Here is a 14,756-nt window from a genome sequence, read left to right as displayed (position 1 = left end):
CTGAAATAAATCGTGGCGTCAGGCTACTTCACACAACGCACTGGGGTCGATGGAAAGTGCCAGGCGCTGGCCATCCGGGTGCAGGTCGTCGGCGGAACGGTTGAGCACATCCACCACCAATTCCACGCCGCGCGCCTCGATGCGGTAGCGAATCACGTTGCCCAGCAGGCTGTGGCTGCGCACCAGAGCGTCCAGTTCGCCGCTGCGGCTCAGTTCGATGGCCTCCGGGCGAATCGCAATGCGCCCACTGATCGGGCGCTGCAGCAATTGGCTGGCCTTGTCGGCGTCGAGCAGGTTGTAGTTGCCGATGAAACCGGCGGCGAACACATCCACCGGCGCGGTGTAGAGCGTTTCGGCATCGCCGCTCTGCACGATCTTGCCCTGGTTCATCAGGAAGATGCGGTCGGACATGGTCAGGGCCTCTTCCTGATCATGGGTGACGAAAATCGTGGTCAGCCCCAATTCGCGCTGAATCTGCCGGATCTGCTCGCGCAGGTGCTTGCGGATCCGCGCGTCCAGCGCCGACAGGGGCTCATCGAGCAGCAACAGGCGTGGGCGGGTCACCAGCGAGCGGGCGAGCGCCACGCGCTGGCACTGGCCTCCGGACATCTGATGCGGGTAGCGGCCGGCGAGCTCCTTGAGCTCCACCAGTTGCAGCACTTCCTGCACGCGCTTGTGGCTGTCGTCGGCGTTGACCTTTTGCATGCGCAGGCCGAAGGCAACGTTCTGCTCCACGGTCATGTTGGGGAACAGCGCATAGCTTTGGAACACCATGCCGATGTGGCGTTTCTGCGGGCTGAGGGGAACGATGTCCTGGCCATCCAGCAGAATTTTGCCGCTGTCCACCGACGTGAGGCCGGCGATGCAACGCAGCAAGGTCGACTTGCCGCAACCGGACGGGCCGAGCAGGGTGACGAATTCGCCCTTGGCGATCTCGCAGTTGATGTCACTGAACACCGGGGTGCCGGCGTAGCCTTTTTGCAGGTGTTGGACGCTGACGAAGCTCATTGGCTTTTGTCCTTGTTCAAGATATTGGCGGCCCAGGTCAGCACCAGCACAAAGAAGAAATAGGAAATGACGACGGCACTGGTGAAGTGGCCGCTGCTGTTGCGCATGTTGTTGAGGTACACCTGCAGGGTTTCGTAGCGGGTGCCCACCAGGATGTTGGCGAACACGAACTCACCGAACAGGAACGAGAACGACAGCAGCAGCGCCACCATCAAGCCCTTGCGCAGGTTCGGCAGCACCACCAGGATTGCCGCCTGCCAAGTGCTCGCGCCGAGCAATTGCGAGGCGTCCATCAGGTCGCGCAGGTTGATCGCTTGCAGGTTGTTGGTGATCGCGCGGTACATGAACGGCAGGGCCACGGTGAAGTAGCAGCCGATCAGAATCCACGGCGTGCCCACCATCGCCAGCGGCCCGGAACCGTAGAGTTGCAGCAGGCCCACCGACGACACCACCGGCGGCACCGCGAAGGGCAGCAGGATGAGGATGTTCATCAGCGCATCGAGCCGAGGGAAGTGGTAATGCACCACGAACAGCAGCGGCAGAATCAGCACCACCGACAGGATCAGCGCACCCACGCACACCAGCAGCGACTGGCCAAAGGCGGCCAGAAAGCGTGGGTCGCTCCACAGTTGCACATACCATTTCACCGTGAAGCCGGCGGGCAGGATCGTCGCTGACCAACTGCTGGCAATGGAGTAGACAAAGGTGCCCACCAGCGGCAACACCAAAATCGCAAACAACAGGTACACCACTACGCGATGGTAGAGGGAGGCCGAGCCGGCTTCAGCGCGAGACATGGTAGCTCCTCTTGAGCAGCAGTTGATGAACCACGGTGACCACGGTCATCAGCGCCACCAGCACCACGGCCAGGGCACTGGCCATGTTCGGGTCCAGGGAAATATCACCGGAGACCATCGCCGCAATGCGAATCGGCAGCACGTTGAAGTTGCCGGTGGTCAGCGCGTACACCGTGGCATAGGCGCCGAGCGCATTGGCCAGCAGGATCACGAAAGTGCCAAGCAGCGCAGGGGTCAGCACCGGCAAGCCGATGTGCCGCCAGAACTGCCAGCCGCTGGCGCCCAGCAGCGAGGCCGACTCGCGCCAGTCTTCACGCAACGCATCGAAGGCCGGGTAGAGCAGCAGCACGCCCAGTGGAATCTGGAAGTAGGTGTACAGAATGATCAGGCCGGTTTTGGAATACAGGTTGAAGTCCTGAATGATCCCGGCCTGCTTGAGCATGATCGTGATGCTGCCGTTGAAGCCCAGCAGGATGATGAAGGCGAAGGCCAGCGGCACGCCGGCAAAGTTGCTGGTCATGTTGGCGAAGGCGGTGACGAAATTGCGCAACGGCCCATCGACGCGGCGCAACGAATAGCTGCCGAGCACCGAGATGATGATGCCGAACACGCTGGAGTAGAAGCTGATCTCAAGGCTGTACTGGATGGCCTGCAGGTAGAACTTCGAACTGAAGATCTTGATGAAGTTGGCCACGCCCCAGCCGGACTCCTCCGATTGCAGGCTGTTGATCAACACCCACACCAGCGGGGCGATTTCAAACACGATAAAGAACAGCGCAAAGGGCACCAGGCACAGGATCGCCAGCCATTTGCCACGGGTTAGGGAATTCACTTCAACAGCTCCCGGCATACAGGTTTGTCGTGGGGCACACCGAGCAGTTCGCAGACAGTGCCGCACAGTTCGGTTTGCTTGGGGGTAGCGGCAGGGTCGAAGTTGAAGGCCGAGCCCAGCACGAACAGGGGCACTTCACGCTCCTCGGGCAGCAGGCCGTTGTGCGAGCGATCGTTGTTCATGCCGTGGTCGGCGGTCACCAGCACCTGGTAGCCGGCGTCGAGCCAGCCTTGCAGGTAATCGGCGAGGATGATGTCGGCCGAGCGTGCGCTGTTGCGGTATTGCGAGGTATCGAGGCCATGCTTGTGGCCGGCGTCATCGATGTTCATCGGGTGCACCACGAGGAAGTTCGGCGCGTGTTTGCGGCGCAGGCTTTCGGCGTCGGCGAACAGGTGCGAATCCGGGTAATGGTCATTCCAGTAGAAATGCCCGTGCTGGATCGCCAGCGCCGTGTCGTCGGTATGGCGATCACGCGCGGCAATAAAGGGCGTGCGGTTATACAACTCGCTGACCCAGTGGTAAGCCGCCGCCGCTGTGGTGAGGCCGGCGTCGGTGGCGTAATGGAAAATGCTGCGCTGGTTGGACAGGCGCGAGACATGGTTGTGGACGATGCCGCTGTCGATCGGTGGCACGCCGGTGAGGATGCATTCATACAACGGCCGGGACAGGGCCGGCAGTTCACAGTCCAGTTTGTAAAGCGCTGCGCGTCCTGCGCCGATATAGGCCTGGAGATGCCCCATGGCATGTCGGGCAACCTCGTAGTTCAGGCCGTCGAGCACCACAAGGATGACGTTGTGCTTCATAGGGGCTGGGGCTCCGCGACGGATTAATCTTGGCTCGGTTTTCTTGGAGGAACCGGGTAAAAATGTGGGAGCGGGCTTGCTCGCGAAAGCAGTGTGTCAGGCAGCACTTCTTTCACTGAACCACCGCTTTCGCGAGCAAGCCCGCTCCCACACAAGCCGCTTCCACATTGGATCTCCAGTGGAGAGCCAATGTGGGTTGAAGCCTTACTGCATATTGATGATGACTTCTTCCTGCCACTTCTGCGGCAGTGCCTTGGAGGTCTTCTCCCAAGCATCGGCATCCTTGATCGGCGTGACTTTCTTGTATTGCTCGTTCGGCAGCAGCTTGGCCTGCACGTCAGCCGGCAAGGTCAAGTGCTCGGCACGGATCGGACGGGCGTTGCCGCGCGCCAGGTTGGTCTGGCCGGCGTCGCTGAAGATGTACTCACGGGTCAGCTTGGCGGCGTTCGGGTGCTTGGCGTATTTGTTGATGATGGTGGTGTAGCCGGAAATCACCGAGCCGTCCGATGGGATCAGCACCACGTAGTCATCCGGGTTGGCCATCTTGGCTTTGTAGCTCAGGCCGTTGAAGTCCCAAACCACGCCCACTTCGACTTCGCCTTTTTCCATGGTGGCGATGGTCGGGTTGGCCAGCGACAGGCGGCCTTGCTTGGCGATGTCGGCAAACATCAGCAGCGCAGGCTGGATGTTCTTCTCGTCGCCACCGTTGGCCAGGGCTGCCGCGAGCACGCCGTTGGCGGCCTGGGCGGCGGTGCTCACGTCACCGATGGAAACCTTGTATTTGCCGGTTTTCAAGTCAGCCCAGCTTGTTGGAGCTTCGGAGCCGTGCAGCAGCTTTTTATTAACGATAAAGGCGATGGTGCCGGTGTAGGCCAGGGCCCAGTTGCCATCTTTATCTTTTGCCCAGTCCGGCACTTGCGCCCAGGTGCTCGGCTTGTACGGTTGGGCCACGCCCTGTTTCACCGCAATCGGGCCGAAGGCGGCGCCGACGTCACCGATATCGGCGCTGGCGTTGTCTTTCTCGGCGGCGAACTTGGCGATTTCCTGGGCCGAGCTCATGTCGGTGTCGATGTGCTTGAGGCCGTAGGTCTTGGCCAGGTCTTCCCAGGTGCCTTTCCAGTTGGCCCAGTCATCGGGCATGCCGACGCTGTTGACGGCGCCTTCGGCTTTCGCGGCGGCTTCCAGAGTCTTTAGATCGGTATCAGCAGCCATGGCGGCGGTGCACATGGCAATGGTCGAGCCTAACAGTGATGCCAGGAAAAGCTTTTTCATCCGAAGCTCCTTTGGGCGTTTTCAACGCGGCGTTTTTATGAACGTTTGCGGTGGTGTTGGTCTAGGTCAGAGCAATACCTGAGCCAATCTAGGCTCGGTGCATGACAGTTTCATGTCGATGTCGTTTTTAAATCGCTTTTATCGCGCAGTGCAGGCTTAGCGTAGACCATGCTCAAGTGCCCGCAGGACCTGGACTTGGCCGATGTATTGCAGGGTGTGGTGCAGGGCGCGGACAGGGACTGTCATCTGTCGGTCATCTGTAATGCCTAGGCTGGCAAGCAGAAGCAAAAGCCCATTTACGGAGCGGTATGTGCACCTGAACGGTGCTGGTCTAGTCCAGATAGGTAACGTTGATGCGTGATGAGGCAATCAAGGCGGTGACATCCATCGGCCTGGCGCTGCAAGAGCAGATCGACCACGGTCTGTTGCCGCCTGCGAGTAAATTGCCCGCCGAGCGCAAGCTCAGCGAGTTGTTTGGTACCACTCGCATTACCGTGCGTGAAGCCTTGTTACAGCTGGAAGCCCAAGGGCAGATTTACCGTGAGGAGCGCCGTGGCTGGTTTGTCTCGCCGCCACGGCTGGCCTACAACCTGATGCAACGCAGCCACTTCCACGCGATGGTTGGGGATCAGGGCCGGGTGGCGTCCACCGAAGTGATTTCTGCGCGGCTGCAACCGGCGTCGGCGGCGGTGTGTGCGTGGTTGCAGTTGCCGGCGCTGTCGAGTGTGATCCAGATCTGCCGAGGCCGGCGGATTGATGGGCGCCTGGTGTTGTATGTGGAGCACTACCTGAACCCACAGTATTTTCCGGGGATTCTGGCGTGTGATCTGAATCAGTCGATGACCGAACTGTATGCGCGCAAGTACGACCTGCACTATGGCCGTGTGCGCTTTGAAATCGTGCCGACGTCACTGCCAGTGGAAGCCGCCGCCGCGTTGCGCGTGTCGGTGGGCAGCCCGGGGTTGCGCATTGCTCGGGTCAACTATGACCAGCACCAGCGGTTGATCGACTGCGACCTGGAGTTCTGGCGCCATGATGCGATTCATGTGGGCGTGGATGTGGTGTGACATTCGGGTGCTGGGCTGGCCGATAGTCAGCGGATGCACCGCGAGCTTAATGTGGGAGCTGGCTTGCCTGCGATGCGGGCGCCTCGGTACATCAGGCAAATAACATTGATGCTATCGCAGGCAAGCCAGCTCCCACACTTGAACCGAGATCGACTTGAAGAATCGCTCGCCTATGGCGTCAGTGTCTTGATCACCTGATCCACGTTGCCTTCCAGCTCCGCTACCGGGTCGGTACCGTCGACGTTCAACACCAATAGCTGCGCACCGGATGCCGTCACTGCTGCTTTCACCGCTTCGCTCGGTTGACGATGGTGCAGCACCACCGCCACTTCGCTGTCTTTCAAACTGGCGGTTAACCCCTGTAGCGCTTCGGGTGTCCAGTCTGCGTCCGGCCGTGCATCGGTGCTGACCACTTCCAGGTTCAAACTGCTGACCAGGTACGCAAAGTGATCGCTCAGGCTGACCACGCTCAGGTTGTCCGCTTGTGCCAGTCGCGCTTCGCTGTCGGCGTTGAGTTTGAGCAGGCGTTGCTTGAGGGCGGCGAGGTTGGCATCAATGGTCGGTTTGGCATTCGGCGCCAGCCGGCTCAGGTCGGCGGCCATCACATCGGCCATGCGCCCCATATTGTTGCTTGACTGCCAGGGCTGGCTGTTCAGCCCGTCGGTGCTGCCTGGTTGCACGGCAATGCCCGGCAGGCCGCCGTCCACCGGGCGCGCAGCGTCGATTTCAACGATGCGGATATTGCTGCGCCGCGCCACCGGATACAGCGGGTCATCCGGCCACAACGAGCGCAGGCCGATGGCGGCGTCGGCGTCCAGTGCCAGGCTATTCAACGCGGGTGCGCCACGGCCGGTGAAATAAGACACTTGCCGCGAGCCGGGCAAATTGGCGGGGGCGGCGCGTTCCAGTTTCACCCCGGTGCCTTTGAGCAGCACCTCGGCCAAGCCGTAAGTGATGGGCAACGAGGCCAGGACTTTGACCGGCTTCTTTGCTTTGGTCAGGGCGGCATGGCCGAGACCTTGGTTGACTTTGAAGTCGTTGGGATTAAAACCATCGACGGCGGCCAGCGCCGAAGTGCCGACCAAACAAGCGATGGCCAAGGCCAGTGGGCGAAAAAAAGGGCACATTATCCAAGATTCCCTTTGAGGCTGGGCACGGTGCCGCGCGCGATGGCGGCGAAGGCGAAGGCGATACCGGCGACCAGAATGATCGCGGCGCCGGACGGGATAGGCAGGTCGAAGATGATCGGCAGCAGGATGCCGCACAGCGTGCTCACGGTGGCGATCACGACCGACACCCAGAAAAAACCTTTGAGCGACTGGCTCAGCAGGCGCGCCGCCGCGGCTGGAATCACCAGCAGGGCGCCCACCAGGATCGCGCCGATGACCTTGACCGCCGCCACGGTGATCAGCGTCACCAGAATCACGAACAGGTAGTCCAGGGTCTTCACCGCCACGCCACGCACGGCTGCCAGTTGCGGGTTGAAGCTGGCCAGCATGATGCGGTTGTACAGCGGCAACGCCAGCGCCATCACCAGCGAACCCACCACGGCCAGTACCAGCAAATCATTGCCGTTGACCGTCAGCACCGAACCGAACAGCACGTTTTCCAGAATGTGCACGTTGATCTTGCCCGCCAGAATCAGCAACAGGCTCGCGCCCAACGCCAGCGACACGGAGAGGAACACGCCGATCAAGGTGTCCGGCGCCAGGCCGGTGCGGTTGCGCAGGTAATTGAGCAGGATGCCGAACAGCAGGCAGTAGCCGAACAGCGCACCATACGGCCCGGTATAGGGTTCACCGAGCAAAATGCCCACGGCCACGCCAGTCAGCGCGGCATGCCCGACCGCTTCGGAGAAAAACGCGAAGCGCTTGACCACCACCAGCGTGCCCAGGCCACCCAGTACCGGGCCGATCAGCAAGCCGGCGAGCAAGGCATTGACCACAAACCCATAGGCCAGCGCTTGCGGCAGATAGCCGGAAGAGGCCCAGCCCTGGACCATCAGACGAAACGCTTCATAACTCATGGTGCCGGGCTCCGGGGGTGAGTGGAGAACAGGGTCAGCAGGCGATCGGGCGTCAGTGCCGCTTTCGGCGCGGCGTCGAACAGCACGCGACGGTTCAGGCCAGTCACACGGTCGGCCAGGCGACCCACGGCTTCGAGGTCGTGCTCGATCCACAGCACGGTGATTCCGGCCAGGCGCCAGTCATTCAGCAGGCGTTCGAAAACCTGGATGCCGGCTTCATCGAGCGCCGACATCGGTTCATCCAGCACCAGCAGGTGCGGAGCCGGAATCAGGCCCTGGGCCAGCAATACACGCTGACGCTCGCCGCCCGACAGCGCGCCCATGCGGCGTTTACGTTTGTCCTGCATGCCCACCCGCTCCAGTGCCTCGCCGATTGCCCTGGCGTAGTGCCTGGACAGGCCGAGAAACGCCGGGCGCCGTTGACACATGGCGGCCATGAAATCGTCGACGGTCATCGGCAAACCACGGTCGAACTCCAGCGCCTGGGGGACATACCCGATGGTGCCGGGCGTGGCCTGCCAGTGCAGGCGCAAGTGGCCCTGATGCGGCATCTGCCCCAGCAGGGTCTTGATCAGCGAGCTTTTACCGCCGCCGTTCGGCCCCACCAAAGCATGGATGCTGCCCGGTTCTACCTGGAAGCTCACACCGTCAAGAATGGTCGTGCGGCCCAGGGTCAGCGATACCGTGTCGAACTCGATCGTCGGGCCAATGCTGGCCACCTTCAGCTGCTCCGCCGCCGTCATGCCCCGGACTCCTGAATCGCCCGCACCACGGTGTTGAGGTTGCCGGTCATTTCCACTTCGTACTTCTCAGGCGTGTATTGGCCATAGGAAATATGCGACAGCGGGTACAGCTTCACGCCGGATTCGCGCTGGATGGTCTCGACATAGGTGGACGGGAAATCCATCTCCGAGAAGATCACCTTCACATCCAGCGCGCGCAGTTCGTCGATGGTCTTTTTCAACTGGCTGGGACTTGGTTCGATGCCGTGCGCGGGCTCGACCACAGCCGTGACTTCCAGGCCGAATTCGCGCAGCAGATAGTCGTAGGCCGCATGCACGGTGGCCACGCGCAGGTCGGGGTTGGGCGCGCTGGTCAGCTTGGCCAGGGCGTCGGCGCGCATCTGGCGCAGGCGCTTGCCGTAGGCGCGGGCGTTCTGGGTGTAGGTTCTGGCGTTGTCCGGGTCGAGTTTGCCCAGCTCGCGGGCGATGTTGTTGACCTGGGCAATGGATGCGCTGATCGACAGGAAGGTGTGCGGGTTGACCACCTTGCCTGCACCGCGCGCGGCATTGCCGGTGGCAGCCAGCAGTGGCACGTTGGCGTTGGCCTCGATCACCGGGATGTCCGGGCGCTCGCTGGTGGCGATCATGCGGTCGGCGAAATCGTCATGGCCGACGCCGTTGAGCACGATCACGTCGAGGGTGCCGATGCGCTTGATGTCTTCGGCGCGCGGCTCGTAGGCGTGCGGGTTGAAACCCGCCGGAATCAACGGCACCACCTCGGCCTTGTCACCGACGATGTTGGTCACGTAGCTGTAATAAGGGTGCAGGGTGATGCCGATGCGCAGGCGTTTGGCCGCCTCGGCATTCGCCAACGGCGCCAGCAGCAAGCTGAACAGGCTGACCAGCAACAGGCGCAACAGGGGAGATGAAATAGACATGGGCACTCGGTCTTCTCGGGTCAGTGACGGTGCTGGCGCGTGACGCCGGCATCGAATTGCGCGACCACCTGCTGCCAGCCGGCCGCGATCAGCGCCTGGTCAGAGAGGTCGGAAGGGGCGGCGAGGTTGGCCTTGCGGTTGAGCCAGATATCCGGCTCGGCGCCGTGCACGCGCATCAGCAGCGAGCCGCTGATGCTGGGCGTCTGGCTCACGCCCAAGTAGGCCGAAGGCTCCAGCAATTGCCAGCGATGGTCGCCACGGCTGACCGAACTGGCGTCCTGGGCAAACGGCGCAAACCCTTCTTCGGCCAATTGTTCAGGCGTCGGCAGGGCGCCTTGCTCCTGTTGCAGCAACTGGATTTCATCCAGGGTCACCCGCAGGTCGGCGTAGATGCCTTGCTCGGAGGCACTGAGGTCACGGCGGGCGTCCAGCTGGTGGCTGGGCAGCGCTGCAACTTCCTGGGTTTCACCGTGCAGGGCGACCACCGAGCCTGCCACCGCCAGGATGATCAGGCACAGCAATAGCACGTAGAGGGTTTCGTGGCCGGCACCGGCGGGGCGTACAACCTGTGTGGTGCTCATTGAGGTTGGATATCCGCTTGGTCGATTTCCACCACGTGACCGGGGCCGGCGTCAAACAGCACATAAAACTCGGCGGCGGGCTTCTTGAAAGTCAGGGCCGAGTCCTGGCCGAGCTTGCCGGGCAGCAGGATGGTTTCGTCGTAGCCGATCACGTCCAGGGTCACGCCCGGGGCGCCGCTGCCGTCGGAGAAACCGCCGGTGCACTGGATCTGCTCGCCGGGGATTTCCTTGCATTCGCACATCGGGTTGTGGGCGAAGGCGGTGGTACTGAAGCCGGCGCACAGCAACAGCGCTGCACCGGCGCGGGTCAGGCGCATCAACGTCATGGTTTGACTCCTTGCTTGTTCAGCCAGGCAATGGTGGCAGGCGAGGCCTGGCTCAGCGGGATGGAACCCTGGTGCATCGTGCCGTCCCAGCCTTCCATGGTGATCCACAGTTCGGCGTCGGCCGGCGTGCGTTCCGGCACCGGCAGGGCGGCGCCCATGCGGTACGGCGTGCCGAAGAAGATCACGCCGGCGGCGCGCAGGCTGCGGGGCTTGCCGATACGCAGGTAAGTGGCCTTGACCTGCTCGGCGCAGGTGTCGCACAGGGCGGCATTGAAAAATTTCATCGGGCCGGCCGGGTCCGGGCGCGGGCCTTCATTGCGGAATTCGGCGAGTTTCAGGCTCCAAGGCCCGACCTGCACGTCACCGACCACTCGTTCACCAATGCCGGTGTCGCCGCGAAACAACGCGGCATCGGCAAAGTACTTGGGCATGAACCCCAGCGGCACCAGCAACAGCAGGATGTTGATATGGAACCGCCATTTCAGCCAAAAGGCGCGCAGCGGCGAAGGCGGTGTTGCAGCACTGACCTTGCTCATTATTTGGCCTCCGAGGTTTCAGCCTGCAGGGCTGCAGCGGCAGCAGTCGCTCGTTGGGTCTTGGCTTCGCGCTTGAGGGCATTGAGGGTCGCCAGCGCGGTGCGTTTGGTCCAGATCAGCAGGCCGCTCAACACCATCATGCTCAGCACCAAGCCGAAGAACGCCCAGATCAGCTTGATCCACAGCCCGCCAAAGTCGCCGGTGTGCAGCGGGCGCATGGATTCGGTGACGAACTCCAGCGTCGAGCGATCGGAGAGCAGGTGCGACACCGCGATTTCACCGCTGTAGGGGTTGAGTTGAGCGGTCTGAAACATCAACGGGTACCAGCCGCGCCCGCCGATTTGCAGGTGGCTGTAGGCGTTGAGCGGCAGGAACACGAATGTGGCGTCCAGCCCTGGAATGCGCTGGGTGGCGATTTCGATGGCTTCGTCCAGCGCGATCATCGGTGCCGGCACGCCGGGCGCAGACATCGGCACTTTCTCGCGGGCAATCACTGGGACGATCGGTTCGCTGGAGATGGAAATCTGGTTGTCGCCCAAAATCGCCTGGATCAAGAACCAGGTGCCGGTGATGGAAATCACCGCGATAAACCAGATCGACCAGATACCGCTGAGGCGATGGAAGTCGCCCCAGAAGATTCGCGCGCCGTGGCGGATGCGCAGGGTTGGGCGCAGAAACCCTTTCCAGAAGCGTTTGTAGACGACCAGCCCGGTTACCAGCGACGCCAGCAACGGCAGGCCGAGCGCCGAAACCAGGTACCAGCCCCAGCTGAAGCCGTTGGTGAACGGTACGAGCCACCAGCCATGCAGAGCGCGGGTAAATTGCTTGAAATCGAACGACGGGCTGATGCCTTGGATCGCCCCGGTGTACGGGTTGACGTAGACCTCCACGGAACGCCCGTCCGGGTAGCTGAGGTCGACACTCAGCGCAAAGTGCGTTTCGTCCGGACGGATGATCGATTGCACGATCACCTGGGGTTCTTCGCGCTTGATGGCGGCGATCACCTGGTCAAAGCTCAGCATTTGGGCGTCATCCGACGGCTTGCTCGCGCGGATATCCGGGTTGGCCAGCCAGACGATTTCCTGGCTGACCACCGCCAGGGTGCCGGTGACGCAGACGATCAGTACAAAAAACCAGATGGGCAATGCCAGCCAGCTGTGTACGAGAAACCAGAGTTTTGAGCGTGACTTCTTCGACATGTGAATGCGGGTCTTGATCGGAGAGGGGCGAAGGAGGCCCGGAAAAGGCCGGTCGTAGCTTTTGCTGACGCGACGGGCTGTATCTAAGTTAAGACGGATGAGGCCTGGAAATCCCTAACCCGGATATGAAAGAAAATGTTTCAGGTTTCCATTCAAAGCGCTGACAGGGCCTTCATCGAACACGAAACATGTTCCAAGCCATCACCCGGTCGCCATTGATAGGGCCCAAGGGCTGCGTAGGATGGATTTAAACCGTTGAGCCCGCCTCCAGAAACGTGAGCCCTGAGAAAAATGACTGCTAGAACCCTCTACGACAAACACATCGATTCCCACACGGTGTGCCCCCTGGATGACCAGGGCCATGTCCTGCTTTACATAGACCGCCAGGTGATCAACGAATACACCAGCCCCCAGGCCTTCAGCGGCCTGCGCGATGCCGGGCGTGAGGTGTGGCGCCCCGCCACGGCGCTGGCGGTGGTCGACCATGTAAACCCCACCACGCCCAAGCGCATCGCGGCGATGCCCGACGCCGGCGGGGCGCGGCAAGTTTCGTACCTGGCCGAAAACTGCCGCGATTTCGGCATCGAGCTGCTGGATATCCTCGACAAACGTCAAGGCATCGAACACGTGATTGCCCCAGAGCAGGGCTTCATCCTGCCGGGCATGGTGATCGCCGCCGGCGACAGCCACACCACCACCTACGGTGCGCTCGGGGCGTTCGGTTTTGGCATCGGCACTTCGGAAATCGAGCATCTGCTGGCCTCGCAGACGCTGGTTTACAAACGCCTGAAAAGCATGCGCGTGACGGTTGAAGGCGACCTGGCGCCAGGCCTCACGTCCAAGGACGTCATCATGGCCTTGATCGGCAAGATCGGCGCATCCGGTGCCACCGGCTACGCCATCGAATTTCGCGGTTCCACCATCGACGCGTTGAGCGTCGAGGCACGCATGACCATCTGCAACATGGCGGTCGAAGCCGGTGCGCGCGGCGCCTTCATGGCGCCGGACGAAAAAGTCTTCACCTATCTCAAGGGCAAGCCCCGTGCGCCCAAGGGCGAGTTATGGGAGCAGGCGCTGGTGGGCTGGCGCCAACTGCATTCGGACGCCGACGCCGTGTTCGACCAGGAAGTGCACCTGGATACCCACACCCTGGAACCCATGGTCACCTGGGGCACCAGCCCCGACCAGGCTGCGCCCATTGGCGCCCGCGTGCCCGACCCGCAGGACGTCAGCGACCTGATCCTGCGCCAGGACATGCGCCGGGCCCTCAACTACATGGGCCTGGAAGCCGGCATGCCGCTGAGCGACATCGTCATCAGCCATGCGTTTATCGGCTCCTGCACCAATGCCCGCATCGAAGACCTGCGCGACGCTGCCAGCGTGGTGCGCGGCAAACACGTGGCCGAGCACGTACGGGCGATGATCGTGCCCGGCTCCACCGAGGTGCGCGACCAGGCCGAAGCCGAAGGGTTGGCGGCGATCTTTATCGACGCCGGCTTCGAGTGGCGCCAGTCCGGCTGCTCGATGTGCCTGGCGATGAACGACGATGTGCTGGCCCCTGGCGACCGCTGTGCCTCCAGCACCAACCGCAACTTTGAAGGCCGCCAGGGCGCCGGCGCGCGCACGCACCTGATGAGCCCGGCAATGGTCGCCGCTGCCGCGATCACCGGCCGCCTCACTGATATTCGCCACTTTGGAGACCGTGCATGAGCCTGCAACCTTTTACTGTGGTCACCGGCAAGGCCGCGCCGATGCTGGCGGCCAATATCGACACCGACGTGATCATGCCCAAGCAGTTTCTCAAGGGCATCGACCGCAGCGGCCTGGAACGGGGGCTGTTCTTCGATCTGCGCTTTCTGGCGTCCGGCGAGCCCAACCCCGCGTTCGTGTTGAACCAGCCGGGCTGGCAGGGCGCATGCTTCATGGTCGTCGGGCCCAACTTCGGCTGCGGGTCCAGCCGCGAGCACGCGGTGTGGGGCTTGAAACAAATGGGCATTCGCGCGCTGATCGGCAGCAGTTTTGCCGGGATCTTTTATGACAACTGCCAGCGCAATGGAGTGTTGCTGATCACCCTGGACGAGGCGCTGCTGCACACACTCGCACAGGCTGTCAGCCAGGCAGACCAGGCGCAGATCAGTGTCGACCTGGAGGCTCAGCAGATTCGTCTGGCGGATGGCCAGGTCATTGCGTTCCAGATCGACACCTTGCGCAAGACCGCACTGCTGCTGGGCCTGGATGCCATTGGCAGCACGTTGCAACGCAGTGAACACATCAAAGCATTTGAACGCGAGCATTTGGCTGCCAACCCTTGGCTCAGTTGATAAACACGTAGTTATATAAGTAGCCAACACAGCGTCCTCTTTAATAAGAGGGCGTTTTTGTGTGCTATTTACTTTTCAAATAACAGTCATTAAATGCCGGCTTCGCCCATTATTACGGGGGGTGTGGCCAGTTGAAAGAATAATCCCGCAAAAACCACAAGGGTATTGGGTTGACACCCCGCAGACCATCGGCTTAAGTGGGGGCTGGCTTGGAAAGTCAGCACATTATAAGAAAGGGAAGTTAATACTATGACCGTTGAGTTAGTGAGTGGTTATGTCTCTTGGGTGTCGGTGATCACGTTAATAACCTGATTGCGCGCGCTCGCCT

The 14,756-nt window shown here is 61.7% G+C and carries 16 protein-coding genes; 3 read left to right on the top strand and 13 right to left on the bottom strand.

The annotated features are described in order from the left end of the window. Window positions 1-18: 18 nt before the first annotated feature. The 5 genes from L8K08_RS00195 to L8K08_RS00175 form a co-directional block, all read right to left on the bottom strand. Window positions 19-1,008 carry an ABC transporter ATP-binding protein gene (locus tag L8K08_RS00195; protein ID WP_010565203.1) on the bottom strand — a complete coding sequence of 330 codons (990 nt, stop codon included), beginning with the start codon at window positions 1,006-1,008 and terminating at the stop codon, window positions 19-21. Further along, entirely contained in the window at window positions 1,005-1,805 is an 801-nt protein-coding gene (locus L8K08_RS00190) for an ABC transporter permease (RefSeq protein ID WP_106580568.1), read from the bottom strand. Before L8K08_RS00190 ends, L8K08_RS00195 begins: the two co-directional genes overlap by 4 nt. Then, on the bottom strand, window positions 1,792-2,637 hold the full coding sequence (locus L8K08_RS00185) for an ABC transporter permease subunit (protein WP_145165954.1): 846 nt from the start codon (window positions 2,635-2,637) through the stop codon (window positions 1,792-1,794). The genes L8K08_RS00190 and L8K08_RS00185 overlap by 14 nt, the downstream gene beginning before the upstream one ends. Continuing rightward, window positions 2,634-3,440: an alkaline phosphatase family protein gene (locus L8K08_RS00180; RefSeq protein WP_145165953.1), complete on the bottom strand. Its 807-nt coding sequence runs from the start codon at window positions 3,438-3,440 to the stop codon at window positions 2,634-2,636. The genes L8K08_RS00185 and L8K08_RS00180 overlap by 4 nt, the downstream gene beginning before the upstream one ends. Window positions 3,441-3,644: 204 nt before the next feature. Continuing rightward, a complete protein-coding gene (locus L8K08_RS00175) occupies window positions 3,645-4,712 on the bottom strand; it encodes an ABC transporter substrate-binding protein (RefSeq protein WP_106580571.1) in 1,068 nt (355 codons plus the stop codon). 353 nt (window positions 4,713-5,065) lie between these two features. On the opposite strand from L8K08_RS00175, the gene L8K08_RS00170 reads away from it, so the two are divergent. Further along, complete coding sequence (locus L8K08_RS00170; RefSeq protein ID WP_145165952.1) at window positions 5,066-5,779, top strand: UTRA domain-containing protein; 714 nt, start codon at window positions 5,066-5,068, stop codon at window positions 5,777-5,779. Window positions 5,780-5,949: 170 nt separating this feature from the next. Here L8K08_RS00170 and L8K08_RS00165 read toward each other — a convergent pair whose 3' ends face one another. Genes L8K08_RS00165 through L8K08_RS00130 form a run of 8 tightly spaced genes read right to left on the bottom strand, consistent with a single transcriptional unit; the run spans window position 5,950 to window position 12,107 of the window. After that, entirely contained in the window at window positions 5,950-6,906 is a 957-nt protein-coding gene (locus L8K08_RS00165) for a zinc ABC transporter substrate-binding protein (protein ID WP_242193601.1), read from the bottom strand. Beyond that, entirely contained in the window at window positions 6,906-7,805 is a 900-nt protein-coding gene (locus L8K08_RS00160; protein ID WP_242193598.1) for a metal ABC transporter permease, read from the bottom strand. The genes L8K08_RS00165 and L8K08_RS00160 overlap by 1 nt, the downstream gene beginning before the upstream one ends. Then, on the bottom strand, window positions 7,802-8,548 hold the full coding sequence (locus L8K08_RS00155; RefSeq protein ID WP_242193595.1) for a metal ABC transporter ATP-binding protein: 747 nt from the start codon (window positions 8,546-8,548) through the stop codon (window positions 7,802-7,804). The genes L8K08_RS00160 and L8K08_RS00155 overlap by 4 nt, the downstream gene beginning before the upstream one ends. After that, the gene (locus tag L8K08_RS00150) at window positions 8,545-9,465 is read right to left on the bottom strand and encodes a metal ABC transporter substrate-binding protein (RefSeq protein ID WP_242193593.1); all 921 of its coding nucleotides are present in this window, start codon (window positions 9,463-9,465) and stop codon (window positions 8,545-8,547) included. Before L8K08_RS00150 ends, L8K08_RS00155 begins: the two co-directional genes overlap by 4 nt. A gap of 20 nt (window positions 9,466-9,485) precedes the next feature. Continuing rightward, window positions 9,486-10,046, bottom strand: coding sequence for a DUF6162 family protein (locus L8K08_RS00145; RefSeq protein WP_242193591.1), 561 nt, complete (start codon window positions 10,044-10,046; stop codon window positions 9,486-9,488). After that, window positions 10,043-10,372, bottom strand: coding sequence for a hypothetical protein (locus L8K08_RS00140; protein ID WP_242193590.1), 330 nt, complete (start codon window positions 10,370-10,372; stop codon window positions 10,043-10,045). The genes L8K08_RS00145 and L8K08_RS00140 overlap by 4 nt, the downstream gene beginning before the upstream one ends. After that, a complete protein-coding gene (locus L8K08_RS00135; RefSeq protein ID WP_145165945.1) occupies window positions 10,369-10,908 on the bottom strand; it encodes a thiamine pyrophosphate-binding protein in 540 nt (179 codons plus the stop codon). The genes L8K08_RS00140 and L8K08_RS00135 overlap by 4 nt, the downstream gene beginning before the upstream one ends. Further along, the gene (locus L8K08_RS00130) at window positions 10,908-12,107 is read right to left on the bottom strand and encodes a PepSY domain-containing protein (protein ID WP_242193587.1); all 1,200 of its coding nucleotides are present in this window, start codon (window positions 12,105-12,107) and stop codon (window positions 10,908-10,910) included. The genes L8K08_RS00135 and L8K08_RS00130 overlap by 1 nt, the downstream gene beginning before the upstream one ends. Before the next feature lie 291 nt (window positions 12,108-12,398). Here L8K08_RS00130 and leuC point away from each other — a divergent pair, with 291 nt between their 5' ends. Then, the gene (gene leuC, locus L8K08_RS00125) at window positions 12,399-13,817 is read left to right on the top strand and encodes a 3-isopropylmalate dehydratase large subunit (RefSeq protein ID WP_242193586.1); all 1,419 of its coding nucleotides are present in this window, start codon (window positions 12,399-12,401) and stop codon (window positions 13,815-13,817) included. After that, window positions 13,814-14,428 (top strand): 3-isopropylmalate dehydratase small subunit, encoded by a 615-nt coding sequence (leuD, locus tag L8K08_RS00120; protein WP_242193583.1) that lies wholly within the window; start codon window positions 13,814-13,816, stop codon window positions 14,426-14,428. Before leuC ends, leuD begins: the two co-directional genes overlap by 4 nt. Window positions 14,429-14,756: the final 328 nt, after the last annotated feature.

It is taken from the genome of Pseudomonas sp. TREG-RG-20F-10-E-6-01 (genome assembly GCF_022662455.1).
In the GTDB taxonomy this organism is placed as follows: Bacteria; Pseudomonadota; Gammaproteobacteria; order Pseudomonadales; family Pseudomonadaceae; genus Aquipseudomonas.
Note: the sequence above shows the minus strand (reverse complement) of the source record. Positions and strands in the feature narration are given on the sequence as shown.